Source organism: Parvibaculum sp. (genome assembly GCF_002684405.1).
Classification (GTDB): Bacteria; Pseudomonadota; Alphaproteobacteria; order Parvibaculales; family Parvibaculaceae; genus Parvibaculum.
In genome coordinates this window covers 1-25877 of the sequence record NZ_NYVD01000002.1, presented here as the reverse complement: position 1 = coordinate 25877, position 25877 = coordinate 1, and the positions used below count along the sequence as shown (strand labels likewise).

General features: G+C 62.8%; 28 protein-coding genes. 10 read left to right on the top strand and 18 right to left on the bottom strand.

Annotation, left to right across the window (positions count from 1 at the left end):
• Nucleotides 1–96: 96 nt before the first annotated feature.
• The gene (gene glpK, locus CMI59_RS00325) at nt 97–1602 is read right to left on the bottom strand and encodes a glycerol kinase GlpK (RefSeq protein WP_293323135.1); all 1506 of its coding nucleotides are present in this window, start codon (nt 1600–1602) and stop codon (nt 97–99) included.
• Between the two features lie 61 nt (nt 1603–1663).
• Nucleotides 1664–2293, bottom strand: coding sequence for a DUF2628 domain-containing protein (locus tag CMI59_RS00320; protein ID WP_293323133.1), 630 nt, complete (start codon nt 2291–2293; stop codon nt 1664–1666).
• 113 nt (nt 2294–2406) lie between these two features.
• Here CMI59_RS00320 and moaA point away from each other — a divergent pair, with 113 nt between their 5' ends.
• A complete protein-coding gene (gene moaA / locus CMI59_RS00315) occupies nt 2407–3441 on the top strand; it encodes a GTP 3',8-cyclase MoaA (protein ID WP_293323131.1) in 1035 nt (344 codons plus the stop codon).
• 9 nt (nt 3442–3450) lie between these two features.
• On the opposite strand, the gene cutA is transcribed toward moaA, so the two are convergent.
• A complete protein-coding gene (gene cutA, locus CMI59_RS00310; protein ID WP_293323129.1) occupies nt 3451–3795 on the bottom strand; it encodes a divalent-cation tolerance protein CutA in 345 nt (114 codons plus the stop codon).
• Nucleotides 3796–3858: 63 nt separating this feature from the next.
• Between cutA and CMI59_RS00305 the strand changes: the two genes are divergently transcribed.
• A complete protein-coding gene (locus CMI59_RS00305; RefSeq protein WP_293323127.1) occupies nt 3859–4626 on the top strand; it encodes an NAD kinase in 768 nt (255 codons plus the stop codon).
• Nucleotides 4627–4638: 12 nt separating this feature from the next.
• Here CMI59_RS00305 and CMI59_RS00300 read toward each other — a convergent pair whose 3' ends face one another.
• Nucleotides 4639–5274: a hypothetical protein gene (locus tag CMI59_RS00300; RefSeq protein ID WP_293323125.1), complete on the bottom strand. Its 636-nt coding sequence runs from the start codon at nt 5272–5274 to the stop codon at nt 4639–4641.
• Between the two features lie 5 nt (nt 5275–5279).
• Nucleotides 5280–6110 (bottom strand): NUDIX hydrolase, encoded by an 831-nt coding sequence (locus tag CMI59_RS00295; RefSeq protein WP_293323123.1) that lies wholly within the window; start codon nt 6108–6110, stop codon nt 5280–5282.
• A 196-nt stretch (nt 6111–6306) separates the two neighbouring features.
• Here CMI59_RS00295 and CMI59_RS00290 point away from each other — a divergent pair, with 196 nt between their 5' ends.
• Complete coding sequence (locus CMI59_RS00290; RefSeq protein ID WP_293323121.1) at nt 6307–7935, top strand: EAL domain-containing protein; 1629 nt, start codon at nt 6307–6309, stop codon at nt 7933–7935.
• Between the two features lie 10 nt (nt 7936–7945).
• Here CMI59_RS00290 and pcaF read toward each other — a convergent pair whose 3' ends face one another.
• Nucleotides 7946–9148: a 3-oxoadipyl-CoA thiolase gene (gene pcaF / locus CMI59_RS00285; RefSeq protein ID WP_293323182.1), complete on the bottom strand. Its 1203-nt coding sequence runs from the start codon at nt 9146–9148 to the stop codon at nt 7946–7948.
• A 126-nt stretch (nt 9149–9274) separates the two neighbouring features.
• Complete coding sequence (locus CMI59_RS00280; RefSeq protein WP_293323119.1) at nt 9275–10420, bottom strand: DUF2336 domain-containing protein; 1146 nt, start codon at nt 10418–10420, stop codon at nt 9275–9277.
• A gap of 276 nt (nt 10421–10696) precedes the next feature.
• On the opposite strand from CMI59_RS00280, the gene CMI59_RS00275 reads away from it, so the two are divergent.
• Nucleotides 10697–11896 (top strand): CaiB/BaiF CoA-transferase family protein, encoded by a 1200-nt coding sequence (locus tag CMI59_RS00275; RefSeq protein WP_293323117.1) that lies wholly within the window; start codon nt 10697–10699, stop codon nt 11894–11896.
• On the opposite strand, the gene CMI59_RS00270 is transcribed toward CMI59_RS00275, so the two are convergent.
• Genes CMI59_RS00270 through CMI59_RS00250 form a run of 5 tightly spaced genes read right to left on the bottom strand, consistent with a single transcriptional unit; the run spans nt 11893 to nt 15904 of the window.
• On the bottom strand, nt 11893–12984 hold the full coding sequence (locus CMI59_RS00270; RefSeq protein WP_293323115.1) for a hypothetical protein: 1092 nt from the start codon (nt 12982–12984) through the stop codon (nt 11893–11895). The genes CMI59_RS00275 and CMI59_RS00270 overlap by 4 nt on opposite strands.
• Before the next feature lie 25 nt (nt 12985–13009).
• Nucleotides 13010–13399, bottom strand: a complete 390-nt coding sequence (locus CMI59_RS00265; protein ID WP_293323113.1) for a hypothetical protein — start codon at nt 13397–13399, stop codon at nt 13010–13012.
• Complete coding sequence (locus CMI59_RS00260; RefSeq protein ID WP_293323111.1) at nt 13383–13769, bottom strand: hypothetical protein; 387 nt, start codon at nt 13767–13769, stop codon at nt 13383–13385. The genes CMI59_RS00265 and CMI59_RS00260 overlap by 17 nt, the downstream gene beginning before the upstream one ends.
• 9 nt (nt 13770–13778) lie before the next feature.
• Complete coding sequence (locus CMI59_RS00255; RefSeq protein ID WP_293323109.1) at nt 13779–15326, bottom strand: GMC family oxidoreductase; 1548 nt, start codon at nt 15324–15326, stop codon at nt 13779–13781.
• Nucleotides 15323–15904 carry a twin-arginine translocation signal domain-containing protein gene (locus CMI59_RS00250; RefSeq protein WP_293323107.1) on the bottom strand — a complete coding sequence of 194 codons (582 nt, stop codon included), beginning with the start codon at nt 15902–15904 and terminating at the stop codon, nt 15323–15325. Before CMI59_RS00250 ends, CMI59_RS00255 begins: the two co-directional genes overlap by 4 nt.
• A gap of 111 nt (nt 15905–16015) precedes the next feature.
• On the opposite strand from CMI59_RS00250, the gene CMI59_RS00245 reads away from it, so the two are divergent.
• Nucleotides 16016–16597 carry a TetR/AcrR family transcriptional regulator gene (locus tag CMI59_RS00245; protein ID WP_293323105.1) on the top strand — a complete coding sequence of 194 codons (582 nt, stop codon included), beginning with the start codon at nt 16016–16018 and terminating at the stop codon, nt 16595–16597.
• A gap of 37 nt (nt 16598–16634) precedes the next feature.
• On the opposite strand, the gene CMI59_RS00240 is transcribed toward CMI59_RS00245, so the two are convergent.
• The gene (locus CMI59_RS00240; protein ID WP_293323103.1) at nt 16635–17591 is read right to left on the bottom strand and encodes a lytic transglycosylase domain-containing protein; all 957 of its coding nucleotides are present in this window, start codon (nt 17589–17591) and stop codon (nt 16635–16637) included.
• A gap of 161 nt (nt 17592–17752) precedes the next feature.
• On the opposite strand from CMI59_RS00240, the gene CMI59_RS00235 reads away from it, so the two are divergent.
• A complete protein-coding gene (locus CMI59_RS00235) occupies nt 17753–19171 on the top strand; it encodes an MFS transporter (protein ID WP_293323101.1) in 1419 nt (472 codons plus the stop codon).
• Between the two features lie 43 nt (nt 19172–19214).
• On the opposite strand, the gene CMI59_RS00230 is transcribed toward CMI59_RS00235, so the two are convergent.
• The 3 genes from CMI59_RS00230 to CMI59_RS00220 all read right to left on the bottom strand — a co-directional run bounded on the left by CMI59_RS00230 (nt 19215) and on the right by CMI59_RS00220 (nt 21281).
• A complete protein-coding gene (locus CMI59_RS00230) occupies nt 19215–19559 on the bottom strand; it encodes a hypothetical protein (protein ID WP_293323099.1) in 345 nt (114 codons plus the stop codon).
• A 136-nt stretch (nt 19560–19695) separates the two neighbouring features.
• A complete protein-coding gene (locus CMI59_RS00225) occupies nt 19696–20103 on the bottom strand; it encodes an HIT family protein (RefSeq protein ID WP_293323097.1) in 408 nt (135 codons plus the stop codon).
• A gap of 8 nt (nt 20104–20111) precedes the next feature.
• Entirely contained in the window at nt 20112–21281 is a 1170-nt protein-coding gene (locus CMI59_RS00220; protein WP_293323095.1) for an acyl-CoA dehydrogenase family protein, read from the bottom strand.
• Between the two features lie 100 nt (nt 21282–21381).
• Here CMI59_RS00220 and CMI59_RS00215 point away from each other — a divergent pair, with 100 nt between their 5' ends.
• The 3 genes from CMI59_RS00215 to CMI59_RS00205 are packed head-to-tail and all read left to right on the top strand — an operon-like array spanning nt 21382 to nt 24157.
• A complete protein-coding gene (locus CMI59_RS00215) occupies nt 21382–21843 on the top strand; it encodes a MaoC family dehydratase (protein WP_293323093.1) in 462 nt (153 codons plus the stop codon).
• A gap of 3 nt (nt 21844–21846) precedes the next feature.
• Nucleotides 21847–22719, top strand: a complete 873-nt coding sequence (locus CMI59_RS00210; protein WP_293323091.1) for a CoA ester lyase — start codon at nt 21847–21849, stop codon at nt 22717–22719.
• 13 nt (nt 22720–22732) lie between these two features.
• Nucleotides 22733–24157, top strand: a complete 1425-nt coding sequence (locus CMI59_RS00205) for a tetratricopeptide repeat protein (protein ID WP_293323089.1) — start codon at nt 22733–22735, stop codon at nt 24155–24157.
• Here CMI59_RS00205 and CMI59_RS00200 read toward each other — a convergent pair.
• Both CMI59_RS00200 and CMI59_RS00195 read right to left on the bottom strand, forming a co-directional pair.
• Nucleotides 24154–24873 carry an HAD family hydrolase gene (locus CMI59_RS00200; protein ID WP_293323087.1) on the bottom strand — a complete coding sequence of 240 codons (720 nt, stop codon included), beginning with the start codon at nt 24871–24873 and terminating at the stop codon, nt 24154–24156. The genes CMI59_RS00205 and CMI59_RS00200 overlap by 4 nt on opposite strands.
• Nucleotides 24874–24882: 9 nt before the next feature.
• Entirely contained in the window at nt 24883–25485 is a 603-nt protein-coding gene (locus CMI59_RS00195) for a flavin reductase family protein (RefSeq protein WP_293323085.1), read from the bottom strand.
• A 109-nt stretch (nt 25486–25594) separates the two neighbouring features.
• Here CMI59_RS00195 and CMI59_RS00190 point away from each other — a divergent pair.
• The coding region (locus CMI59_RS00190) for a hypothetical protein (RefSeq protein WP_293323083.1) at nt 25595–25877 on the top strand (283 nt) is incomplete at its 3' end.

The window sequence follows — 25877 nt, the reverse complement described above, 5'->3', positions numbered from 1 at the left end:
GTTCTCCCGGATATGCTTTTGCCGATATGGCTTTTGATTGAAGGCCAATATAGCGCAGACGGGGCTAAGCGTCATGGAGAGCCGGAGGCCCTGATCCTAGGCTCCGAGCACCCGCTTTACCGCCCCCTGCCAGCGTCCGTAGCGCTCGTTGCGCTCCTCTTCCGCCATTTGCGGGGCGAAGGCCTTTTCGCATCGCCAGTGCTCGGCCACATCCTTCGGCCCACCGTAGAAGCCCGCCTGAATGCCGGCCAGATAGGCCGCGCCCAGCGCGGTCGTCTCCGTCACTTCCGGGCGTTCGACCGGACGGCCCAGAATGTCGGTCATGTTCTGCACGAACCAGTCGTTCATCACCATGCCGCCATCGACACGCAGCGCCTTGGGCGCGGTAAGCCCGGCCTCGCGCATATCCTCACCCATCGCATCCATCAGATCGCGCGTCTGGAACGACACGCTTTCAAGCGCCGCCCGCACGATTTCCGGCGCGCCCGTATCGCGCACCATGCCGAACAACGCCGCCCGCGCCTCCGGCTCCCAATAGGGCGCGCCGAGGCCCGTAAAAGCGGGCACGAGGATCACATGGCTCATCGGGTTCGCGTCCCGCGCCATGGCCTCGCTTTCTTCGGAAGAAGAGATCAATCCCATCTCGTCGCGCAGCCATTGCACGATGGCCCCCGCCATGAAGATCGACCCCTCCAGCGCATAGGTCGTCTTGCCGCCGATGCGATAGGCGACCGTGCTGAGCAGACGGTTCTGGCTCTGCACGCGCTTGCTCCCTGTATTCACCAGCGCGAAGCAGCCCGTGCCATAGGTCGACTTCATCAGCCCCGGCTCGAAACAGGCCTGACCGACCGTCGCCGCCTGCTGGTCGCCCGCCACGCCCGCGATCGGAATTTCCGCCCCGAAGAGCTCCATCGCCGTCACACCGAAATCGTCGCAGCAATCCTTCACTTCCGGCAGCACGCTGCGCGGAATGTCGAACCAGCCGAGAATGTCGTCGTCCCAGTCCTGGGTATCGATATTGAAGAGCATGGTGCGAGAGGCGTTGGTCGCATCTGTCACGTGGCGCTTGCCGCCCGTCAGCTTGTAGATAAGCCAGCTGTCGATCGTGCCGAAGCAAAGCTCGCCCGCTTCCGCGCGCGGGCGCGCGCCCGGCACATTGTCCAGAAGCCAGGCGAGCTTGGTGCCCGAAAAATAGGGATCGAGCAGCAGCCCGGTCTTTTCCTGAACGGCGGGCTCCTTACCTTCCGCCTTGAGCCCGCTGCAGATTCCGGCGGTGCGCCGGTCCTGCCAGACGATGGCGTGGTGAAGCGGCTCCCCGCTCTCCCGGTCCCAGAGCACCGTCGTCTCGCGCTGATTGGTGATGCCGATGGCCGCGATATTCGCAACCGTGGTGCCGCCCGTCAGCAATCCCCGGCAAACATTGAGCGTCGCCGTCCAGATTTCCTCGGCGTCATGCTCCACCCAGCCATCCTGCGGAAAATGCTGGGTAAGCTCGCGCTGCCGCACCCGCATGGGCGAGCCGGACCTGTCGAACAGGAGCGCTCTCGTGCTCGTCGTCCCCTGATCGATGGCAAGGATATACCGGGCCTCTTCCGCCGCCATGCGTGCCTCCCTCGTTTTTGTTGAGGCAGAGGCTAGCCGCAGTCGCGCGCGTACAAAAGCCCTACTCGACCGAATGCCGCAGCCAGTCGGGCGGCGCGCTCTTCTTTTCCGATTGCGGCTTGTAGATATTGTCGAAGGGATCATCGCCGCCCTGCGTGGCCGCCGGCGCCTTTTGGCTTGCGGGGTGGCTTGCGGGCGCGGTTATGGACGAGCTGGCGTCCTCCAGACGGCCGATAATGGCAACCACCACCACCAGCGCCGTCAAAACGGACGCGATGATGGCGGCGACCGGCGACGTACCGCCCTTGCGCCGGAGAAAGGCGCGACGCCCTTCCCCCTGAAGCCCTTCTTCGTCGGCTTCCTGCGCCGCCTTCCAGGCCCCTTTGACCACGAGCGACTGGCCGAGCATGGCCATGGCGACACCGATGCCCGTCGCGACGCCCGAAGCGCCCGTCGGCAGGAGCTTCGGCACACCGATACCGACGATGAAGATCACAAGCATCCACAGCCAGAGCTTGCGGTAGGCGAGCCAGACGGGCGTGGTGGCAAATGCGCCCCAGACGAACCCCATCTTGAACTTGCCTGCCACGCGGCATTTCCGGAAGTAATCGAGGTAGGTGTCGGCATTCGGGCCGACATAGGCCACGAGATCCCCTTCCGCCAGATCGAGTTCCTTGGGCCAGCCGGCCATATCGCCACTCCCCGCTTGTCCGGCCCCAGAAAACCAACATTTTCCTTAGAAACCGCTAAAACCCTGTACCTTACAGGGGCGAAAATCGGCTGACCGATTGCTATATTCCGGTCATGGACATGGAACCTGACATCAACACGCCCCCGCAGACCACCGACATGATCGACCCGTTCGGCCGCGCGGTGACCTATCTGCGCGTCTCGGTGACGGATCGCTGCGACTTCCGCTGCACCTATTGCATGGCGGAACACATGACGTTCCTGCCGAAAAAGGAGCTCCTCACGCTGGAGGAGCTGGATCGCGTCTGTTCCGCCTTCATCCGCAAGGGCGTGAGGAAGCTGCGCCTGACGGGCGGCGAGCCGCTGGTCCGCCGCGATGTGATGACGCTGGTCAAAAGCCTTGGCCGCCATCTGGAGACAGGCGCGCTCGACGAACTGACTCTCACCAGCAATGGCAGCCAGCTCGCCCGCTTCGCCGAAGACCTCTACGCCGCAGGCGTTCGCCGTGTAAACGTCTCGCTCGACACGCTGCAGGAGGATCTGTTCCAGCAGATCACCCGCTGGGGCCGCCTGCCCCAGGTGCTGGAAGGCATCGAAGTCGCGAAACGCGCCGGGCTTCAGGTGAAGATCAACAGCGTGGCGCTCAAGGGCGTGAACGATACCGAAATCCCCGCCCTCATCGACTGGGCGCATGGCGAAGGCCACGACCTTACCCTCATCGAGACCATGCCGCTGGGCGAGATCGACGAAGACCGCACCGACCGTTACCTGCCGCTGAGCCGGGTGCGCGAAAGCCTGTCGGAGCGCTGGACGCTGACCGATCTGCCCGAACGCACCGGCGGCCCGGCGCGCTATGTGCGCGTGGAGGAAACCGGCGGCAAGCTCGGCTTCATCACGCCGCTCACGCATAACTTCTGTGAAAGCTGCAACCGCGTGCGTCTCACCTGCACCGGCACGCTTTATATGTGCCTCGGCCAGGAGGATGCCGCCGACCTGCGCGCACCGCTCCGCGCCAGCGAAGGCGACGAATTGCTCGACCGCGCCATCGACGAAGCCATCACCCGCAAGCCGAAGGGGCACGACTTCATCATCGACCGTGAACACGAGCGACCGGCCGTCTCGCGCCACATGTCGCTGACCGGCGGGTAGGAAGAAAGGCTAACCGCCCCTCGCCTGTTCCTTCGCCCAGCCGATATAATCCTCGTTCCCGCCCTCGATCGGCAGCACCAGCAGCGCAGGCACGTCATAGGGATGAAGTTTCCGGGTCTCTTCCATCACCCTGTCGGCCAGCTCCACCCGCGTCTTGATGAAGGCGACCACTTCGCTTTCGCTCTCCACCTTCCCTTCCCACTCGAAGATCGAACGGATTTCGGGATAGATATTCACGCAGGCTGCAAGCCTGCTTTCGACCAGTTGCCGGCCGATCCTGTCCGCCGTGCCTGTATCCGGCAGCGTGGTATAGATGAAAACCAGCCCCGATCCGGTTTCGGTCTTTTCGATCATGTGCTTATCTCCCTTCTCCGCCGAGGCTAATATGCCTGCTTCCCCTAAAGGAACCGCAAGCCGATGAAATTCGAGAAGATTGCCTTTGTGGCGACGGACATGCCCGAAGCTCAGGAAGGGCTGGAAAAGCTGCGGGAGCGCTATGGCGACGCGGACCCCGACCATGCCGACGTCATCGTCGCCTTGGGCGGCGACGGTCTGATGCTTCAGACCCTGCATCAGAGCATCCATCGCGGCATCCCCATCTATGGCATGAACCGCGGCTCGGTCGGCTTTCTGATGAACGAATACAGGGACAACGATCTGATCGCGCGCCTCGAAGCCGCCGAGATCTCGTGCCTGCATCCCCTGCGGATGAAAACCCGGCTTGCCAATGGCGAGACGCATGAAGCGCTTGCGATCAACGAAGTCTCCCTGCTGCGCGAAACCCGCCAGGCCGCCAAAATCCGCATCACCATCGACGGCAAGGTCCGGATGCAGGAGTTGATCTGCGACGGCGTGCTGGTGGCGACGCCCGCGGGCAGCACCGCCTATAACCTGTCCGTACAGGGGCCGATCATCCCCATCGACGCGCAACTTCTCGCGCTCACGCCCATCAGCGCCTTCCGCCCGCGCCGCTGGCGCGGGGCGCTGCTCTCTCATCGCGCGGAGGTGAAGTTCGAAATCCTCGAACCGAAAAAGCGTCCCGTCTCCGCCGTCGCCGACCACACCGAGTTCCGCGAGGTCGCGGAGGTCGATGTGAAGGAAGACCAGTCGGTAGACCTGCTGATGATGTTCGACAGCGACCACAGCCTGGATGAACGCATCCTCGGCGAGCAGTTCCTCTACTAGGCGCTTGCCCGCCTAGAGCAACGGCGCTTCCTCACGCCGCTTGATGGCGTCGGTTGCCAGCACGCCATAGGCAAGCCCTGCCGCCCAGACGGCAAGCCCCGCATGGAAGACATCCATGGAGGTCGAGGCCGGCAGGCCATAGAACCCCATGCTCGCCAGCGCCGAGCCCGCATAGCCCGCCGCGCCGATAACGAATCCGGCCCCCGCCGCCACGCTGCCGCGAATGGCGATCACAATGCCCGCCGCCAGCATCAGCACAAGCATGACGAGGCTCGCCATCTGCGCATAGATGTCGCCGACCGGCGCGGTTGCCTCCGCCACGGCCAGCGGCACGATGATCGCGGGCAACAGCCAGAGCACGCCAAGCGCCAGCCTGCCGGGCTGACCGCGCAGCAGAATGACGATGGCGGCGATGGTCCAGCTCGGCCCCAGGATCATGGCCATGACCGAAATGGTCTCATTGGCCAGCACGACGAGATGCGTCGGATAGCCGCCATACCGGATAGCCCCGAAAAACGCCGCCGGCACCACGATCAGCAAGGCGGCACAGGCAAAGTCGAGGCCCGGCCTGTCCCTGAGCGTAAAAAGCCGCACCGCACCGACAAGCGCCGTCAGCATGAGAAACAGTTCGAACAGCGTATTCGTCATGGGACTTACTTCGCTTTCGGCTTGGCGACATTGGCGACCGCGTCCAGCGGTTCGTCCGTCACGCAATAGCCCGCCTCGGCCGGAATGCGGAGAATGGGCTCGCCCGCTTCGTTCTTCGTCACTTTCGGCTCCACCGTCACGATGGGCGCTTTGCGCGCCTCTTCGATGGCATGGGCGACATTGGCGCTCCGCCCCACTTTCTCGACATTCATACGCGTCGGAAAAATGACCGTGCGCTTGCCCGCTTCCGCCTCTTCGAGCGCAGCCTGCGGACGGATCCAGACGCTGTCCACGGACTCCGAGCCGTCATGGACCGCCAGATGATCGGCAGGCGCTTCGGCCAGATAGAAATGCGTGTCGAAACGCTTCGGCATCATGCTGGGCGTGATCCAGTGCGCGAAGGGGGTCAGCATGTCCGCGGCAACGCGCAGGTTCTCCCGCTCCAGGAATTCGGCAATGCCAAGCTCGCCCTTGTTGAGCGCATCGCGATAGGGTTCCAGCGCGGAAAGCCGCGCGGCATCCACCACATTGCCGGTCTGCGCGTTGCGCGCCAGCAGCACGCCCGCTTCCTCGAACGCCTCGCGAATAGCCGCCACCCGAAGCGCCAGCAGCGTATCGTCGATCCCCTCGGCCCCGTCCACACGGGAACGTACATTCTGCGCGCTATCCGCCTTGTCCACCTTGCCGCCGGGAAACACGAGTGCGCCCGAAGCAAAATCGATCTGGTGATGACGCACCACCATGAAGACTTCGAGCCCCTCCGCGCCATCGCGCAGCAGCAGGATTGTGGATGAGGGAATGAGCGCATCATTCCCCGTCGCTTGCCGTTCAGCCATGTCTCACTCCCTCCAGCCGCCCGGTTAAAATCCGGACATTCTTATTAACGCTTTGGCGACGCTGATCCTGCTTGGATGGGACGGATTAAGTGAGCCGAAACCTCCTTGCGCGGAAACTGTTCCCTATGCGGGAACGAGTCTCGCGGGGTTTTGTGCCCAAACGCCTTCAGGAAACGCCGTCAGCAATCGGTTCAAGATGTACAGCAGTTCGTTTCGTCTGACCAACCGGGACATCGATCTCGCCTTCGAAGCCCGGCACCTCTTTCTGGTGTTTCAGCCGCGAATTTCGCTGGTTGACGGTACGATATTGGGCGTTGAAGCCTATGTGAGATGGACCCATCCGGAATACGGGTTGCTGCCGCCCGGCCTCTTCCTCTCCTTCTTTGAAAGGCGCGAACGCGCAGGTGAACTCACACGCTATGTCGCAGCGCGCGCAGCCGAAACGCTGGTCTTCTGGCAGGAGAAAGGTCAGGACTGGCCGATCTCCATCAACCTTTCAGCCTCCGATGTGAACGATGCGGGGCTGGCCGGCGCGCTGGACGGCATCATGGCCGCCCATGACCTCGATCCGTCCTGCCTCACCATCGAAATTCCCGAAGGCGCCATCGCCCGCTCGCCCGATACCGCAACCCGCACCATTCGCGAATTGAAACGCATGGGGTTCCGCACGGCACTCGACGGGGGCGGCGCGGTCATCGTCCCCGACGAGCTTTTGACGCCCGACTGTTTCAACGAAGTGAAGATCGGCGGCGCCTCCATCATCCAGTTCGCCAAGCGGGTGAAGAAATCCGGCATCGGCTTCGTCGGCAAGCGCGTGACGCTCGCCTCCGGGCGCGGCATGGATGCGACCGCCGTGGGCGTGGAAAACGAAACGACACTCACCGCGCTGCGCGAACTCGGTTTCACCGCCGCGCAGGGCACCTATATCTGCCGCCCCATGAAACCGGAAGAGCTTGTCGGCTGGCATTACGCTGCCCCCGCCGCATCGGAGGAAGACGAAATTCTGCTGCTGGAGCCGCTGGGCGAAAGCGCCTTCCGGCAGACGGTCGAGGAGGAAACGCAAGAGGCAGAACTGCCCGCCGCGACGCCCGCGCAGGAAGAAAGCCTTTTCGATCCGGCGACGATCGAACTCCGCGAATGCGACGAGCTGGAACCGGCAGACGAGTTGGAGGACATCGACGCGACGGAGAACATCCCCCCCGTCGATGACGACCGGGAAGCGCTCGCAGCCATCCGCGACGAAGTGATGAGCCTCGCCGGATACGACGAACCGGAAATGATTTCCGGCGCGTTCGAACTGGCCCCCGATGAAGAACTTGAGGAAGAATTCGAAGACGAAGACGAATTCGTGCAACCCCACGAGGAAGATCAGCACGACGAACGGGAAGAAGCCCAGGTTTTCCTGACGGTCGTCGAAGCGCCCCCCGTTTTGGACGCCACGGATGAACCGGTTCACATCGCCGAACAATCTTCCGCTATCGAAGAAGCTGTCCAGGAAACTGGCGACGAGCTGATCCTCGACTACACCGCCCTCGATTTCGAGCTGCCGGGCGAGGAAATCCGCATGATGGCGTGGCGCATCGACCGCGTCTGCCTCTTCCCGGGCCGGGAGCTTGTCCGCCGCATGCCGCGCCCGAAACGCCGCAGGCGCCCGGCAGGCAAACGCCCCGCCCGCTCCGGCACCAAAACCGCGCGAGGCAAGACGCCCGTCACACGCCGCGCAAAGAACACGCAAGGCAATCCCCGCCGTCCCGCGCCGCCGCGCAAACGGCAGCGTCGCAAGACGCAGAAGCGGTCGTTTCTGGAACGTGCGCTCGGACTTTGAGCCTGGCCGATCAGACCTTCTCGATGATCATCGCGATGCCCTGCCCCACACCGATGCACATGGTGCAAAGGGCGAAACGTCCATCGCGCTTGTGAAGCTCATGCGTGGCGGTCAGCACCAGCCGCGCACCGCTCATGCCAAGCGGATGACCCAGCGCGATGGCGCCGCCATTCGGGTTCACATGCTCCGCATCGTCAGGCAGCCCGAGATCCCGCATCACCGCAAGACCCTGGCTCGCAAAGGCTTCGTTGAGTTCGATCACATCCATATCGGCAAGCGTCAGCCCGGTCTTTTCCAGCACCTTGCGCGTGGCCGGCGCCGGACCGATGCCCATGATACGCGGCGGCACGCCGGCCGTCGCCATGGCAACGATCCGCGCGCGCGGCGTCAGCCCGTGAGCCTCCACCGCGTCGCCGGAGGCAATGATCATCGCGCAGGCGCCATCATTCACACCCGATGCATTGCCCGCCGTGACCGACCCGCCCTCGCGGAACGGCGCGCGGAGTTTCCCGAGCGCTTCCAGCGTCGTCTCGGGCCGGGGATGTTCGTCCGTGTCGATCACCGTCTCTCCCTTGCGGGTGGAGATGGTGACGGGAACGATCTCTTCGGCCAGACGCCCGTTCTTCAACGCGATGCCCGCCTTCTGCTGGCTGCGCCAGGCGAAAGCGTCCTGGTCTTCGCGCGAAATCTGGAAATCCTCGGCCACGTTCTCGGCCGTTTCCGGCATGCTGTCGACGCCATACTGGCTTTTCATCAGCGGATTGACGAAACGCCAGCCAATCGTCGTGTCGTAGATTTCGGCATTGCGGTCATAGGCGCTGGTCGCCTTGCCCATCACGAAAGGCGCGCGCGACATGCTTTCCACGCCGCCCGCGATGACGAACTCGGCTTCACCGGATTTGATCGCCCGGCCTGCCGTACCGATAGCGTCCATGCCGGAACCGCAAAGCCGGTTCACCGTGGCGCCCGGCACCGCGTCCGGCAGCCCGGCCAGCAGCGTCGACATGCGCGCGACATTGCGATTGTCCTCGCCGGCCTGGTTGGCGCAGCCAAAGATCACATCGTCGACCCGTTCCCAATTGACCGAAGGGTTACGCTCCATCAGCGCCATCAGAGGGACCGCCCCCAGATCGTCCGCCCGCACGGGCGCAAGCGATCCGCCATACCGGCCGACCGGTGTGCGGGCTCCGTCACAAATGAAGGCTTCCTGAATCTGATGGGTCATGGCCGTCTCTCCGGGGGCTTGAATCGATGGAGGCGGCAAACTAGCAGCTTTTGATGAGCCGCTCAGCTTGAACTTGCCTCTACATCGCCCCCTGCCGGCCCGTAAAGGGCGGCGTCAGGCAGCCCCTGCCGAGGCCCTGAGCGGTTCCGTCGTGTTCAGCCCGGTACCGCTGAGGCGACCAAGCTGGTCCATAAGCGCTTCGAAATCTCCGCCCTGCAGCGTGTCGTAGCTGGAAAGAAGCCCCTTCACAACCGTGGCCTGATACCGGGCCAGATCGAAAGCCGAGGCCGCCTTTTCGCGATGGAACGCATCCAGCATCACCCGAAAGGCAGGATAGAGCGCTTCGGGCATCCCGGCGCGGGCATAGACCGCGCGAAAGCCCAACGCCCCCACATCGTGGATCAGGCGCCAGATCCGAACCTCGGGCACATCGGTGAGCCGTGCCATGGAGGCTTCCACGAAACGCATCTCGCCCTGGCAGCCAAGACGCAGAATGAGGCTTCCCGTCAGCCGCTGGTTTTCGGCAAGCTGGTCCACAAGCCGGCGCATATCTGCGTCGCTCATGCGCGTGACGGCCTCCGCCGTGCTGCGCTCACGCGCCTGCGCTTCCAGTATCCCGGCTGTACGGGTGTCGAGGGAATGATTGTTGACCAGATAGTCCCGCAGGCTTTCGGAGACCTGCGAGATGAGTTTCTCGATCAGCAGCGGCGGCACGTCTCTGCGCGTGACGACCGGCTCCACGATCTCGCGGTCGTCCGGATATCGCTCGGCCAGCATCCCGGCGGCGGCTTCATCGATGATGGCGCCTTCATTGGCGACCAGCGTCAGCACCGCACTACGGTCGCCCTGCGAAACGATGGCTTCCGAAACCGACGAATTGACTGACGGGCGGCTGGCAATGGCGCATTGCTTGGCAGGACTGCCATAGGTGACGAGCCCGACCAGATCCTCATCGGAGAGGACCGGCGAATTTCTCAGAACGGGGATGGCGACTTCGTCGAGATCGCGCGCCAGCTCCAGCACGATGCCGCGCGGGGCGCCGGGCATGTCTTTCAGGCTGTCGGACAGCGCTTCACGGACAATGATCGCCACGTCATGCACCAGATAGCCGAGCACCTCGCGCGCCAGTTCGCGCTCGCGCGGCGACAGATCGACATTCTCGAACTGCTGCGCCACCTTTTCGGCCACCTCGGCACGCGCCGTGCCGGAGGGATGCGCCATCAGACGCTGCACATCCTGTATGCTGAGTTTCCTACGCATTGCCCCGCCTTGAACCCGATTTTCAAGAAGCAACGGGCAAATCCCACCTCACCCGCCTGTATCTGCTTGATCAAATTAAGGGAAGATAATTAAGGACCGGTTTACGATGATCGCCGCCGGACCTGGATATTCGCCGGACCTTCAGGCGTCCGGATTTGCCTGGTCCGGCCGCCCGTTTCCGGGTCAGACGGCGGCAAAACCGCGCTTTTGACTCCCCCCGCTTTTCATGGATGATCGCCGCAACCGGAAACACAAGAAAACGGACGGGGAACCCTGATGCTGGAAGGTCTTAAAGTCATCGAAATGGCAACCTATATCGCTGCGCCGGGCGCGGGCGGGATCCTTGCCGACTGGGGAGCGGACGTCATCAAGATCGAACCGCTGAACGGCTGCCCGATGCGCTATACCATGGCGAATGTCGGCGCGGACCATCTGAAGGGCAGCCCCATCTTCGATCTCGACAATCGTGGCAAGAAGGGGCTCGCCATCAATACCGCGACGCCCGAGGGTGTGGCGGCAGTGAAACGGCTGGTCGAGGATGCCGACGTCTTCATCACCAATGTGCGGCCCGGCGGGCTGGAGCGCGCAGGGCTGGACTATGACTCCCTGAAGGAGATCAATCCGCGCCTCGTCTATGCCAGCGTCACCGGCTACGGGCTGGAAGGCCCTGACCGGGACCGCCCCGGCTTCGACATCGCCGCCTTTTATGCCCGGTCCGGCGTCGGCTGGCTGCAGACCGTCAAGGGCGGCGAACCCGTATCGCTGCGGACCGGCATCGGCGACCACACCACCAGCATGGCCACGGTCGGCGGCATCCTCGCCGCCGTCTTCGAACGCCAGACCACCGGCAAGGGCCGCCTGGTGGAAGCCTCGCTTCTACGCGCCGGCATCTATGCCGCCGGATCCGACACCGCCGTTCAATTGCGCTACGGCAAGCTCGGCTCCACCAAGACGCGCCATGAGGCCGTCCAGCCCATCAGCAATTTCTTCAAGACCAGGGACACCTGGATCGTGATCGTCCCGCGTCAGGGCTCGACCGACTGGACCGCGATCTGCAAGGTGATCGGCCGGCCCGAACTCGAAACCGATTCCCGCTTCGACAATCCGAAGAACCGCCGCGCCAATGCAGCCGACCTTGTGGATATCCTGGACGCGGCCTTCATCCAGCACGATCTGGACTATTGGCGCGAGAAGCTGGACGCCGAGGACATGATCTGGGCCCCGCTTCTGCGCCCCGCCGATGTCTTTGCCGATCCGCAGGCCAAGGCCGCCGGCGCCTATGTGGAAGTGCCCGAAGAAGGCGGCGGAGAGGGCACCTATCTGTCGCCCGCCTCGCCCATCCGCTTTCCTGGCGCCGATGACGGCCCTAAAGGCCCCGCGCCCGCGCTCGGCGAGCACACCATCGACACCTTGAAGGCCTCGGGCTTCAGCGATGAGGAAATCGAGAGCTTGAGAAAAGCCGGGGCGATCGGTTAGGCCGCGTCCTCCATCTGCGCGAGGCGGTCGACGGAGATACCCTCCTCATTCATGATCCGCCTCGCCGTCTCAGCGTCGGTAACCGTTTCCGCGACCTGAATCCCGGCTTGGTGTGTCCCCTGACGGAGCAGCCGGTCGAGCTGGATCATGGCTCCTGTCGCGGTCAAATGGGTCTGGCCCTGCGAATCCGTGACGATCCAGCTCTCCCGCGCCGGTCCGTGCGCGCCCTCACCTTCGATATCGATACGAACCCGATGCGCCCCGCCTTCTCCGGGATTGTACATCAGCCCATGCCGCAACTTGCGGAACCGCTCGCCACTGATGAGCCCCCACAAGCCGGAGCGCACAAGAAAACTCAGAAACGGGCCCGAAGTTCGGTCGTCGAAACCGATACGCGCCGACACGCTTCTCGCCCCTGTGATGGAGGGGAGCGTCATCTGGTCCGGCGTATCGAAGCGATAGAGCGGAAAGCGCCCCACTCCCGGAAAGTCTGTCTTTATCCCCTTGCGAAAGGGATATGCCATCACCGCCCGCCCTTCTTCACGAACCTCGAAGGGAAGCGCCATCCTGTCCATATATTCAACCGAATTAGGACCGGACTTATCCTTCGCCGCATAGAGGATGCCGACTTCGATCCGGTCGACCTGCCGGAAACCGGCTGCCATCTCACGCACCAATATGCCGATCGTCGCGGCCATCCAGGAGGAGGCGAAAACGACCGGCGCCCCGGAAGTATCTTCCATCGCCGCCCGCAAAATCGATCCCCGCATACGTTCGGTCCAGCGCGTGATGTCGATATAGGGAATATGCGCGCTGATCGCGTCGAGCATCAGATTGTCATCGATGTCGTTGACCGCCCCGAGCACGATGGTGGGCTGCCTTTCGAGCCCGGCCAACGGATTGGGGCGGGAAAGATCCAGCCGCACGGCCGCCGCGCGGCCCAGCTCTTCGGCAAGCTCTTTGCCCTGCCCCGGCGATCGCCCGCCCAGCAATATCTCGATTTCCGGATAACGCTTTCTCAGAAGCCTGGCGATTTGCGAGCCGACAACGCCATAACCGCCGGCAATGAGCACAGTTTCATTGGTCACTGGAATACCTGGTTGTAGAGGTGGATCAGAATGCAATGGAAGGGCGGCGCCAAAGACGGTTCGCCGCGGCCACCATCAGCACGACGCTTGCCGGCCCCCAGCACCATTGAAGGGGTGGAACGGGCATATGCGGCAGATAGGCCGTAGTCATCATGTCCCAGCACCACATACCGGCGAGGAAATAGGCAAGCCACGCCGCCATACGCCAGCGGCAGGTCCAGCTCAGCCAAGCCACGAGAAACCAACCCGTCCCCTGGGCCCCATTGGCAATCATGTGCAGAGGGATGACAGCGTCAGGCAATCCGGTTCGCGCGAAGAGACCGGCATGGAGACCCGGTACATTTGCCCAGAAGATGAAACCGATCAGTGCAAAGAACAGAGGCAGTCCCCATTCGGAGTTATGCGACCGATTCATGCTGCACCTCCCGGTAAAGCGCTCGTGCGCCCAGCAGCTCGACGCCGACAAGCACCGTCCCCCAGGCAAGGAAATAGGGCGGCAAAGGCATCGGCAGGATGAATGTCGTGACGACGTCGAAGAAGAGAAGTCCCGCCAGGAACACCGCAATCCGCGCCGCGCCCTGCCGTCTGCCGGTCCACGAAAGCACGAACACCAGCAACCAGCCGAAAGCCTCGACGCCATTGGCCACGGCTTCCATGGTCGTCATCGCTGCGGGCAGGCCCGTGTGATCGAACTCGCCTGCCAGAATGGTCTGCACCGTCATGCCGTAATTCACGGCAAGAACAAGAAAGAAGAAACGCCAGAGAAGAAAAGGAACAAGGATCATGGAAACCCCCTAGAGCAACGCGTTCTGGATATGGCGCGCGGCGACAACGGAGAACGCCATGATGGTCAGCGACGGGTCCACGCTGGGCGGTAGCGGAAAGACGCTCGGATCGGCCACATACAGCCCCGGCACTTCATGTGCCTCATGCGTACTCGCAACAACCGAGGTCGCAGGATCGTCTCCCATACGCAACGCACCAGCGGGATGCGGCGCCCCGAACAGGATCGCACCGTTCTCCACATCGATTTCGTCGAGCAGCCCGATCTCGTCCGTGCCCCTGAGCCTGGTCCCGCGAATATCGGGCACCAGAACCTCCCGCGCGCCGGAGGCAAAAAGCAGCATTGCCTGCTTCTTCATCGCATCGCGCAGCTTCAGAATGTCGTCGCCGCGAAGCTTGTAGTGATATTCCGGCAAGCCGTCGGCGTTCAGACGCACTTCGCCGCCATGCTCATCGTCGATCCAGCTCACCGCGCCGCCTATCTGCGGCAGTTCGGCCATAAGCGACGCATGTGAATTGCCGAACCCGGGCAATGTTGCCGCCAGGAATTCCGGCTGGAGTTGATTGGGATGCAGCAGATAACCGCCTTCGCGATAAACGCCATCCTCATAGCGGGCAAGGCGGAAATCGGACGTGCCGACAGCGGCGGGAATATTCTGCCACATATAGACCGGCTCGTCGTAAAGCGCATAGAGATAGGGATTGGGATTGGTGAAGAGGTTTTTTCCCGCCTGCCCTGAACCATTGGGAAGCCCCGTCTGGAGCCAGACGGCGGGCGATCCGTAACCGCCTGCCGCAAGCACCACCGCCCGTGCCTTCACCTCCAGTGTCGCATCCGTCGGCTGTCCACTCGCACTGTCGACAAAAACGGCCCGCACGCCGCTCGCCCGACCCGTCTTCATATCGCGCTCAATCGCGATGACACGGCAATCGGCATAAAGCCGCGCCCCGGCTTTCAGCGCCGCGGGGACATAGGTGACGAGCTGGCTCTGTTTTGCGTCGTAAGAACAGCCCTGATAGCAGTGTCCGCTTGCAACGCAGCCCCGCCGCGCCTGCGGCACATCTTCCACATGCCAGCCAAGCTTCGTTGCCCCCTCGATGAAGAACTCGTTCATCCGGTTGCGATAGTGCGGAGCGGCATTGTGCACATTGTGGTCGCGCTCGATCTCCTCGAAGATCGGTGCCAGCACCTCGACTTCATGCCCACTGACGCCGCGCGACTGGTAGAGCGCATTGCGGTCTTCCGGCAGCCGCCAGCTATCGGCCCAGTAATGCACGCTCGCGCCGCCGACGCAGTTTCCATACATCAAGGCAATTTCGCCGTTCACGCTCGTCCCGAGGCCACGCCCGCCGTCAATGCGGGCCAGCATATTGTCGGAAAGCTGATCGAGATCGCCGCGACCCGCCGTGAAATAGCCGCCCTGCTCCAGTATGACGACCGAAAGCCCCGCCTCCGCGAGATGTTTCGCCGCGGTGGCGCCGCCACAGCCCGATCCGATGATGACGACATCCACCGTCTCGCGGAGTGCCCCCTTTGCGTCCCGTCCCTCTACGATCATGCCGGCGCTCCAAGATTTTCGATCCGGTTGCCGCCCGGGAAAAACTTCGGCGAGACAAGAGGACCGCCATAGCCCATATGCGCCCATGCCCGAGGGTCGGTGTAGAAGAAGAAGACAGCCATAAAACGGATGCCCGCATAGATGCTCCGCTCGAGAACATCCCCGGAATGCTGCAACTCCGTCAGAAGACCAAGCCGCTCGCCCGGCGCCATCTTCGTGAACCGCGTGAGGCCACCGCCCAGAAGCGGCCGGTATTCGAGATAAAGGAGCGACGCCTTCATATCCTCGAGAAGTTGTCCGCCGACCAGAGAGAGCTCTCTATCGATCCGCGCGGCGGTCCGGGTCTCGCGTGTTGAAGGCAGATCCCCCGCTTGGCCGATCAGGCCGTCCACTGCAAGGATGAGAACGGCGAACTCCTTTTCCGTCAAAACGCCCGGCCGCTCATCGCCCACGATCTCGCCATAGTGCTCACCGCCAGGCACCGCTACGCCGGCAAGCCCCAGCACCGCCACGCCTGCCGCGGTCGCGCCCCCGGCTTTCAGAAAACCCCGCCTTGAAAGACCTGTATGTCGCTGCATTTGCCATCCTCATTTTTGGTCATGTGACCATTTTTATATTTTTTGGTCAAGAGACCATTTTTGGGATAAAAGGGCGGCATATCCGCGAATGACCGGAGACAGCGAGGGAAGATGGCGAGAAGGACCGGCGCCAAGGGCCAGCGACGCATCGAAGAAATTCTCGATGCAGCCGAGGAAATACTGGTCGAGGCGGGGTATGGAGGCCTGTCCATGCGCGGTGTTGCCGACCGGCTCGGCTTGCGCCTCTCGCATGTTCAGTACTATTTCGACGGGCCCGACGCTCTGTTGGAGGCGATTTTCGACCGCTCGCTCACACGCTCGATCGAGGTTTTCGAAACCCGCCCGAAACGCGAAGGGATCGAGGCCATGGTCGCCTTCGTGCTCGAAGATCAGCTTTCCGCAAGCAACTGCCGGATGTTCTTCGAACTCTGGGCACTCGCCGCGCGCGACGACAAGGCCAACGCTGTCCTTGCCCGCTATTACGCGCGTTACCAATCCTATGTGGAGAGTATCGTCGCCTCGGAATATCCCCAGGCGAAACCGGCACAGCTTAAGCGCTGCGCCGTCATCCTGATGAGCCTGTTCGAGGGCTTGTCGCTTTTCAGGGGCGTCGAAGGCCGGATCGCCGTATCGCGGCGCGAACTCGACAAGGACATCGTGAAAGCGGTCCGCGCTATCGTCGAGCAAAGCTGACCCGACCGACAAAGGCCGGCGCGATAGGCTAGGCCGCTCAGGCGGTGGCTTTGAACGCCTCATAAGATGGCCGGGCAAGGTCCTGCCAGGTACCAATGGCGCCGTGCTGCTCCCTCGGTTCGTCCTTGTCCTTCGCCGCCTTGTCGCCTTCCGGCAACGGATCCAGCGAGGCGAGGATCTGCACCACGGCGGGGCTGAGCTTCAGCGCCCCGCTCCCCGGCATGTTGTCGGGCCTGAAGAGACGGGCTTGCCCGGAAGACGGTACGTACCGCCTCCCCGGCGAAGCCTCTCTATCCGCATGGCTGGCGGCCATTCCCGTACCACCCTTTACGTCGAAAGGAATGGCCGCCGCCATGCTTGCCGCACCGCCACCCGTGCCGGCATCCGCATGTTTGCTGATGAGCTTCTGATAGACTTCGTTCGCCGTGCGCGCACGACCGGAAGCCTCGTAGAAAATCGACTTGTTCGCCTTCGCCGCCGCCGGGAAGAGCATGTCCGCGGGCATCGTCGGATCGTCCTCGGCGGTCGAGATCAGCTTCGACGCCCCGCCCGCCCCGAGGAAATGCGCGATATAGAGTTCGCCGCCCGACGGCTCGCGCCCCAGACGCGACTGCAGAATGTTCGCGCTTTCCTGCGTATAGGCTCCGGCCATCAGCGCGGACACTTCCGGGTCCTTGCGCAGGGAAAGAATTTCCGACCGATCGGCAGCATTTGCCACGCAGTATTTGCCGTCCGCGCCCTGGGTGATCTTGGCCGCCTCATTGCCCAGCCCAAGCTCTCCACCGTAATTCTTGAGCGTCGAAAGCCAGCTCTGCTCGGTAAACTGAAAAAGCCCCGTCGCGCTCGAAGTCCCTGATTTCGCGGAACAATCGAGGCTCGACTCGCGCATGGCCGTCTGCAGCAGATAGTCGAAATCTGCGCCGGTCTTCCGGCTTGCCTGCTGCAGGGCGGCGGATATGTCGGGACGCGCGGTGAGCGCGGCTACGAGCGACATGGGACTTCCTTTCCAATTCTGAAAAGACAGGAGCAAGCCCCATGCCATTCCATCTTGCGGAAAATGATGGTTTTTGAGAACGGTTATACGGAGATCGGATAAGCTGCCCGCCAAGCACGGAGGAATCGTGCAGACATTCTGCAAGAGGGAGGAATTGGGGAATGGCTGAGACAGAAATCGCCGCCGAGGTCGAAGAAGAGCTTCATCATCCCCATAAGGACCGGATCGGGCTGCCTTATCCCAACCGGCTTTACGCATGGTACGTGGTCGGCGTGCTGGTGCTCGCCTATACCTTCTCCTTCATCGACCGGCAGATATTGAGCCTGCTGGTCGGCCCGATGAAGCGCGATCTGGCCATCTCCGACACCCAGATGAGCCTGCTGCAGGGCCTGGCCTTCGCTATTTTCTACACGCTGATGGGGCTGCCCATCGGCCGCATGGTCGACCGCAGCCACCGCGTCCGCATCATTTCCGCCGGTGTTTTCGTGTGGAGCCTGATGACCGCTTTTTGTGGTCTGGCAAAGGCTTACTGGCAACTCTTCATATTTCGCATGGGCGTTGGCGTGGGCGAAGCGGCGCTGACGCCGTCGGCCTATTCCATGATCGCCGACTATTTCCCGCCCAAGCGGCTGGGCTTCGCGCTCGGCGTCTACGGCATGGGCGTCTATATCGGCGCAGGCCTGGCGCTCGTCATCGGCGCGGAGGTGATCGGCCTCGTCTCCAATGGCGGCAATCTCACCCTTCCCCTCGTCGGTGACGTCTTCGCCTGGCAGGTCGTCTTCCTCGTGGTAGGCCTGCCGGGCATCCTGATTGCGCTCTGGACGCTCAGCCTGAAAGAGCCGGTGCGACGCGGCCATATGCGCAAGGAGATCGGCGCGGACGGCGTGGAAAAGCAGGTCGATGTGCCGCTTGGCGAGGTTCTGGGATATTTCAAGGACAACTGGAAGACCCTTCTGCCCCTCAGCCTGTGCTACGCGCTATGCGCCATGATGGCCTATGGCGTCGCCGCCTGGATCCCCAGCTTCTTCGTCCGCACCTATGACTGGAGCTATGTCGACGCCGGTCGGTGGTATGGCTGGATCATCGTCATCTTCGGCACCTCGGGCGTCGTGGCGGGGGGCTGGCTCGCCGACAAGCTGACGGCAAAAGGCATACGCAACGGCCGGATGCTGGTCTGTGCGGCCACCGGCCTTGCCGCCATGCCCTTCACGCTCGGCTATCCGCTGATGAACGACCCCCATTGGGCGCTCGTCCTGCTCTGCCCCTCGACCTTCTTTGCCACCTTCTCCACCGGCGCCGGGCCCTCCGCCCTGCAGGAGCTGATGCCGAACCAGCTGCGCGGGTTCGCTTCGGCGGCCCTGATCTTCGTCGTGAACCTGATCGGCCTCGGCCTCGGTCCCACTTCCATCGCAGTGGTGACGGACTTCGTCTTCGGCGACGAGATGATGCTGCGCTATTCGCTGGTCTGGGCGCCCGCCGTCATCCTGACGCTGGCCACGACGGCCGGCTTCCTCGCGCTGAAGCCTTATCTCAAGAGCCTCGACTATCTTGAGGCATGGAGTAAGGAACATGAGAAATAGAGTATGGTTTCAATGAGTTGGAGCGCGAAGCGGACTCGTTTTCTCAGCCGGCTTTGAGGCGTCCCCGGGCGCTGGCCTGCTCCAGCTTGAAGAGCAGAAGCTCCGGATCGAAGGGCCAGACGAGATAATCGTCCGCCCCCGCAGCCAGCGCCTCGCGCACATGGGCGGGCGAGGCATTGTCGGCAACGGCAAGCACCAGCGCATGGCGGCTCGCAGGCGACGAGCGCAGCTGACGGATCACCGCCGCCTGCTCGTCCGGCTCATCGGCGACGAGATAAAGCCGGGCCTGCATGGAGGCGGGTACGAGCTCGATACGAAGCCGCGTGAGGATCGAGGCGATCCCCAGCTTGGTGGCTCCGGTCGGGCCTGTGATCTGGGCTGTAAGCATGGCGTAGGTCTATCCGGCTCATGCAGGACGACTCACCTGTCCCGCTTTCGAACAACCCTCGCCCGAAGAAATAAATCAAAGGTTAACCATGAGAGGGCGGATGCGGAAATAGCCTCTCCACCGGGCCATCCGGCGGCTAATTGCCCAGCCTCTCCCTCAACCGCCCGAGCAGCGCCTCGGCCTCACCCGGTCCATAGGGTTCCGCCTCCCCCACACCCCAGACCGGCCCCGGCCAGGCCGCATCGTGCGCGAAACGGGCAATGATATGGACGTGAAGCTGCGGCACCATATTGCCCAGCGCGGCCACGTTCATTTTCTCCGCCGCCGTTTCCTCCCGGAGAATTTCGCTCACCCTTTCGATTTCCTCATAGAAGGCGTGCTTGTCCTCAGGCCGCACCTCATCGAAATCCCGGAGCCCCTCCCGCCTCGGCACGAGAATGAGCCATGGATAACGCCGGTCCTTCATCAGCAACACACGACAAAGGTCGAGATCGACCACCGGCAACGTGTCGGCGGCGAGGCGTTCATGGAGGGTAAAGGGCATGATTGGCCTCAATAGCTCTTGGGGAGGTCCAGCACTCTCTCCGCGATATGGCTGAGGATCAACTCCCGGCTCACCGGCGCGATGCGGGCGATCATCACCTCGCGCATATAGCGCTCGACATGAAATTCCTTGGCATAGCCCATGCCGCCATGGGTCATGATGGCCGTTTCGCAGGCCTTGAAGCCTGCTTCCGCCGCCAGATATTTCCCCGCATTGGCCTCCGCGCCGCAGGAGGCACCGGAATCGTAGAGCGAGGCCGCCTTGAAGACCATCAGATTGGCCGCCTCCAGCTCCGCCCAGCAGGCGGCCAACGGATGCTGGATCGCCTGGTTCTGGCCGATGGGCCGACCGAAAACTACCCGGTCGCGCGCATAGTCCGTGGCCTTGCGAAGCGCGGCGCGCCCCACGCCCACAGCTTCCGCGCCGATCAGCACGCGCTCCGGATTGAGCCCGTGAAGCAGATATTGAAACCCCTTCCCCTCCTCGCCGATCAGATCGCTCGCCGGCACGCGAAGCCCATCAAAGAAGACGGCGTTGGAATCGACCGCCTTGCGGCCCATCTTCTCGATCTCGCGCACCTCCGTCGCCCCGCCCCGGTCGAGATCGGTATAGAAGAGCGACAGTCCGGCAGTCGGTTTGGCGCATTGCTCCTTGGGCGTGGTGCGCGCCAGCAGCAAAATCTTGTTCGCGGTCTGCGCCGTCGAGGTCCACATCTTCCGCCCATGCACCACATAGTGATCGCCGTCGCGCTCGGCCTTGGTGCTGATGGAAGTCGTGTTGAGCCCGGCATCGGGCTCTGTCACGCCGAAGCAGCAGCGGTCCTCGCCCCGGATGAGCGGCGGCAGATTGCGCTCCTTCTGCTCGTCGGTCCCGAAGACGACGAGCGGCATGGGCCCGAAAAGATTGATGTGGATGGCCGACGCTCCCGACAGGCAGGCGCCGGATTCGGCAATGGTCTGGGCGATGATGGCAGCCTCGGTCACGCCCTGCCCCGCGCCACCCAGATGCTCCGGCATGGCAATGCCGAGCCAGCCGCCGGCTGCGATTTCGGTCACGAAATCCTCCGGAAAACCGCCATCTCGATCATGCGCCAGCCAATAGGCATCGTCGTAACGCGCGCAAATCCGCCCTACAGCATCGCGAATCGCCTCCTGTTCGGGTGAGAAGGTGAAATCCATGGGCTTCCTCCCTTTCGGCCTTCTTCCGGGCCATCCCTTTTTTCGTGTCCCTCTTGGAGGCTATAAGGTAGCCACATAAGACAACACAACCGAGGACGAAATGCCGGGACTCTATTTCGAGGAATTCGAGGAAGGCCAGCTCTTCAAGCACGCCATCACCCGCACGGTGACGGAGGCGGACAATACCTTCTTCTCGACCATGACCATGAACCCGGCCGCGCTCCATATCGACCATGATTATGCCGCCCGCGAGACGGAGTTCGGCAAGCCGCTGGTGAACAGCCTGCTGACGCTGGGCATGATGATCGGCATTTCGGTGCATGAGACGACCCATATGACGACCATCGCCAATCTGGGGATGACCGACGTGGTCTTCCCCAAGCCGGTCTTTCACGGCGATACGCTGCGCATCGAAACGAAAGTCATGGGCAAGCGCCGCTCCAAATCGCGGCCGAAAGCGGGCATCGTGACCTTCGAGCACAAGGCCTATAATCAACATGGCGAGGAAGTGGCCTCCTGTACGCGGCAGGCCTTCATGCATGCGAAGACGGAAAGCGAGTAAGCGATGCGGTCCTGGCTTTTCGTCCCCGGCGACAGCGAGAAGAAACTCGCAAAAGCGCATCTGAGCGGCGCGGATGTGCTGATCCTCGACATGGAGGATTCCGTTGCGCTCTCCAACAAGGAAACCGCGCGCGGCATCACCGCCGATTATCTCGCCGGCGCCGACCGCACCGGCCCGAAACTCTTCGTGCGCATGAACGCGCTCGATACGCCCTTCTGGGAAGACGACCTTGCCGCCGTGGTGAAAGCCAAACCCGACGGCATCATGGTCCCGAAGACGAAGTCCGGCGACTGTATCAAGACGGTCGCCTTCGCCCTTACCGAGCATGAGCAGGAAGCCGGTATCGCCGCCGGATCGACCAAGCTCTGCTGTGTGGCGACGGAAACCGCCGCCTCGCTTTTCACCCTCGGTACCTATCAGGGCGCATCGCCCCGCCTCTCCATGATGACCTGGGGGGCGGAAGACCTCGCCGCCGATCTCGGCGCCCGCTCCAACAAGGACGATGACGGCCTCTATACCGGCCCCTATCGCCTGGCCCGCACACTGACGCTGCTCGGCGCGGTCGCCGCAGGCGTCGATCCCGTGGACAGCATCTATGCCGACTTCCGCGACGAAGCTGGCCTTGAAACCGATGCCCGCGCCGCCGCGCGGGACGGTTTTACCGGCAAGATGGCGATCCACCCGGCGCAGGTGCCCATCATCAACCGCGTCTTCACGCCGAGCGGGGAAGACCTCGCCCATGCCCATGCCGTCATCAAGGCATTCGAGGACGCAGGCGATGTCGGCGTCGTCTCGCTTGACGGCGTGATGCTCGACATGCCCCATCTGAAACAGGCGCGCCGCCTCGTCGAGCGCGCTTCGCAATCATCCACCTAGAACGGAACACCCCTTGTCGAATCCCTTTGGCCCGTCCCCGACCCAGGAAATCCAGGAACTGCTTCAGGCCCGCAAATTCGCGGAGGCCGATGAAAAGGCACGGGCGCGTATCGCCTCGAACCCTGACGATCCGGACCTTCACGCCCTGCGCGCCAGTGCGTTGCTGCCCATGGGCAAATTCGACATCGCCGAGAAGGAATTGCGCAAATGCATCGAGCTGAGGCCTCATGAGGTAACGCCCTGGCTCAATTACGGACGCTTCCTGCAACAGACGAACCGCTGGGGCGATGCGCTGACGCATTACGCCAATGCGGTGCGCAGCTTTCCAGGCGAAGCCCGGGTCATCGTGACCTTCGGCCAGCTCCTGCAGCGAGCCGGAAAATTCGCCGAAGCGGAAGCGGCCTTCAGCGCAGCGCTGCAACTCGATCCTTCCGCACAGCTCTACAACATGCTGGGCATGGTGGTACTGCGGCAGGGACGGGTCGATGAAGCGATCCCGCATTTTCAGGCCGCCGTCGAACAGGATCCGAAGAATGCCGCCGCCTATGGCAATCTCGGTAATGCCGAGCAGAAGCGCGAGAACTACGAGGCGGCGGAAGAAGCCTACAAGCGTTGCCATGAGCTGAGCCCGAAAGATGTGCTACCGCTTGTGAGCCGGGGCATGGCACTGATGAAACTCGGCCGCTGGAAGGAAGCCGCAGACATCTTCGAGGAAGCGCTTGGAAGCTACGGGCCGGAACGACGTGCCGCCGCATGGCTGCCCTTTGTCCGCGCGCAGGAGCTGGGCCAGCTTCCCGCAGGCTATCGTGCCGAGATCGGCCGTGTGGTCTCTCGCGCCGCACTGGACGTGCCGCAAGGCTACGCCTCGATGGAGGATTTCAACGCAGCACTTGCAGAAGCCCTGCGCGAAGACCCGACCACCGTTTGGGAGCCCGCCGGCAAAGCCACACGCGGCGGCGGCCAGACCGGTCTGCTACTGGACCATCCTCGCGAACCTTTCGTCGCTTTCGAAAAGATGCTGCGCAAGGCCGTCGATGCGCATTTCGCGTCGATCCGCCGCGAGACGGGACACCCCTTTTTCGGTCAGGTGCCTGAAAGCTACCAGATCGACATGTGGGGCACGCTTCTGTCTGAAAGCGGCCACCAGCACTCTCATATTCATGTCGGCGGCTGGATGAGCGGTGTCTATTACGTTGCGCTGCCGCCAGTCGTAAACGACGACGCCAACAAGGAAACGAGGGAAGGCTGGATCGAGTTCGGCGCGCCGCCGCCGGACTTCACGCCGGCTTTCGACTTGGAAACGGTGACCTTCGAGCCGCAGGCGGGTAATGCCTTCTTCTTCCCGTCCTACCTCTTCCACCGCACGCTGCCCTTCAAGGGTGACACGCAGCGCATCAGCCTCGCATTCGACATCAAGCCGATGAGCTGGCGGCGCTAGGCGCCACGGTCGAGTATTTCCGGCAAGAGCGCGATGCTGTCGATCACCATGTCGGCAAACGGCATGAGGTCGTCGCGCCCGCTTGTGCCCGTCAGCACGCCGATGGCAAGCCCGGCGCCCGCCGCGCGCGCCATTTCAAGGTCATGCGTGTTGTCGCCGATAACGGCGACGGATGGCGCCTCCAGCCCGGTTTCCCGGCAAAAGGCCTGCACCATCCCCGGCCCGGGCTTCGATCCGTGTCCGCTGTCATATCCGCAACAAAAAGAAAGATGCGGCCCGAAGTCGAAACGCTCCACCGCCGCCATGGCAGACGCATAGCTGTCATTCGTCGCAACGCCGAGGATGAGTCCTCTCGCCTTCAGCTCCGCGAAGAAAGTGGCCAGGTCGGTCACGGGCACCGACGCATCCGGTCCCATCTCTGCAAAGAGCACATCGAGCCAGGAAACGAGATCGTCGTTCTCCCAGGCGGTCAAATGAGAACGCCAGGCCTCAGCGAGATCCCGCGTATCGCCTGCGGCGAAAATACTGCCCGCGGCAATCCGGCCTGAGGGAATGTCATATCCGCCCGCCACCATCAAATGCTGAGCAAGAGCCTCATCGCCATGGGCAAGCCGGTTCGCGGCGTCGCCGAAGACCGACGTCCAGCTTCGATGAAAATCGAACAACGTGCCGTCCTTGTCGAACAGCAGCCCCTTGATCTCCACCGTCTTCCCCATCGCCCCCACCTATTTCGGCCGATCCATCCGGAAGACCTCCTCCACCACCGCATAGTCCATATAGCCGAGGCGCGACAGCGGTTTCATGGCGGCTGAATCGACCATGCCGTCAGCGATGAAACGGTCGTCGACATGAATGCCGATCACCTGTCCCAGTACTACTTCGAAGAGCGGGTGCTTTTCCCCATGCCGGTCCTTCAGGCGGATCGTATCGAGATAGACGCATTCGAAATGCGCGGGAGCGCCTTTCACGCGGGGTGGCTTCACCAGTTGCGAAGGCAGCTTCTCGAGCCCGGCCAGCTCGAACTCATCGACCTCCGACGCCACCGAGGCGGATGAGGCGTTCATCGCCTCGCGCTGCGCCCAGCCGGAAAAATTGCAGACGAATTCGCCCGTCTCCTCCGCATTTCGCTGGCTGTCCTTGCGGAGGCCGCTTGCGAACATCACGATATGCGGATCGGTCGCCACGCCATTGAAGAAGCTGTAGGGCGCGAGATTGGCGACACCCTCCTTGTCCAGCGTCGAAATCCAGCCGATCGGCCGCGGCACCACCAGCGCCTTGAACGGGTCGTGCTTCAGCCCGTGTTCGTTCTTTTCCGCATCGTAGAACATCTCGCCTCGCTCGCTATCAATCTCGTCGCTATATCGCCATATGAGCGGTTATAATGCCTCAATCGGGCGCCCATGCGCCATGCGGCAGGACGAAATGGGAGGTGGCACCATGCGTATGTTGCGAATGTTCACGGCAGGCGTTCTCGCCATTGGCGGCGCGGCCCTTACCGTACTGATCCTCTTGCAGAACCAGGGCGCGGGCATCTCGGTGGGTACGCTCGCAGCCCTCTGCTTCATCGCCTTCGTCTATGACAACCGGCAGGGCATGTTCGGCGGCGAAGCGAAAGCGAAAAAAGTCAGCAAGGAAGCGCAGCGCGCCGCCGTCAGCCATGTCCACGCCATGTCGCGCCTCCAGGCCGGCAGAATCCGGGGCGGCACACCCGGCCATACGG

Bases quoted from the DNA above. Each gene is read 5' to 3' on its own strand.
- glpK (WP_293323135.1), bottom strand. From the start codon at position 1,602: ATGGCGGCGGAAGAGGCCCGGTATATCCTTGCCATCGATCAGGGGACG.
- CMI59_RS00320 (WP_293323133.1), bottom strand. From the start codon at position 2,293: ATGGCCGGCTGGCCCAAGGAACTCGATCTGGCGGAAGGGGATCTCGTG.
- moaA (WP_293323131.1), top strand. From the start codon at position 2,407: ATGGACATGGAACCTGACATCAACACGCCCCCGCAGACCACCGACATG.
- cutA (WP_293323129.1), bottom strand. From the start codon at position 3,795: ATGATCGAAAAGACCGAAACCGGATCGGGGCTGGTTTTCATCTATACC.
- CMI59_RS00305 (WP_293323127.1), top strand. From the start codon at position 3,859: ATGAAATTCGAGAAGATTGCCTTTGTGGCGACGGACATGCCCGAAGCT.
- CMI59_RS00300 (WP_293323125.1), bottom strand. From the start codon at position 5,274: ATGACGAATACGCTGTTCGAACTGTTTCTCATGCTGACGGCGCTTGTC.
- CMI59_RS00295 (WP_293323123.1), bottom strand. From the start codon at position 6,110: ATGGCTGAACGGCAAGCGACGGGGAATGATGCGCTCATTCCCTCATCC.
- CMI59_RS00290 (WP_293323121.1), top strand. From the start codon at position 6,307: ATGTACAGCAGTTCGTTTCGTCTGACCAACCGGGACATCGATCTCGCC.
- CMI59_RS00280 (WP_293323119.1), bottom strand. From the start codon at position 10,420: ATGCGTAGGAAACTCAGCATACAGGATGTGCAGCGTCTGATGGCGCAT.
- CMI59_RS00275 (WP_293323117.1), top strand. From the start codon at position 10,697: ATGCTGGAAGGTCTTAAAGTCATCGAAATGGCAACCTATATCGCTGCG.
- CMI59_RS00265 (WP_293323113.1), bottom strand. From the start codon at position 13,399: ATGAATCGGTCGCATAACTCCGAATGGGGACTGCCTCTGTTCTTTGCA.
- CMI59_RS00260 (WP_293323111.1), bottom strand. From the start codon at position 13,769: ATGATCCTTGTTCCTTTTCTTCTCTGGCGTTTCTTCTTTCTTGTTCTT.
- CMI59_RS00255 (WP_293323109.1), bottom strand. From the start codon at position 15,326: ATGATCGTAGAGGGACGGGACGCAAAGGGGGCACTCCGCGAGACGGTG.
- CMI59_RS00250 (WP_293323107.1), bottom strand. From the start codon at position 15,904: ATGCAGCGACATACAGGTCTTTCAAGGCGGGGTTTTCTGAAAGCCGGG.
- CMI59_RS00245 (WP_293323105.1), top strand. From the start codon at position 16,016: ATGGCGAGAAGGACCGGCGCCAAGGGCCAGCGACGCATCGAAGAAATT.
- CMI59_RS00240 (WP_293323103.1), bottom strand. From the start codon at position 17,591: ATGTCGCTCGTAGCCGCGCTCACCGCGCGTCCCGACATATCCGCCGCC.
- CMI59_RS00235 (WP_293323101.1), top strand. From the start codon at position 17,753: ATGGCTGAGACAGAAATCGCCGCCGAGGTCGAAGAAGAGCTTCATCAT.
- CMI59_RS00230 (WP_293323099.1), bottom strand. From the start codon at position 19,559: ATGCTTACAGCCCAGATCACAGGCCCGACCGGAGCCACCAAGCTGGGG.
- CMI59_RS00225 (WP_293323097.1), bottom strand. From the start codon at position 20,103: ATGCCCTTTACCCTCCATGAACGCCTCGCCGCCGACACGTTGCCGGTG.
- CMI59_RS00220 (WP_293323095.1), bottom strand. From the start codon at position 21,281: ATGGATTTCACCTTCTCACCCGAACAGGAGGCGATTCGCGATGCTGTA.
- CMI59_RS00215 (WP_293323093.1), top strand. From the start codon at position 21,382: ATGCCGGGACTCTATTTCGAGGAATTCGAGGAAGGCCAGCTCTTCAAG.
- CMI59_RS00210 (WP_293323091.1), top strand. From the start codon at position 21,847: ATGCGGTCCTGGCTTTTCGTCCCCGGCGACAGCGAGAAGAAACTCGCA.
- CMI59_RS00200 (WP_293323087.1), bottom strand. From the start codon at position 24,873: ATGGGGAAGACGGTGGAGATCAAGGGGCTGCTGTTCGACAAGGACGGC.
- CMI59_RS00195 (WP_293323085.1), bottom strand. From the start codon at position 25,485: ATGTTCTACGATGCGGAAAAGAACGAACACGGGCTGAAGCACGACCCG.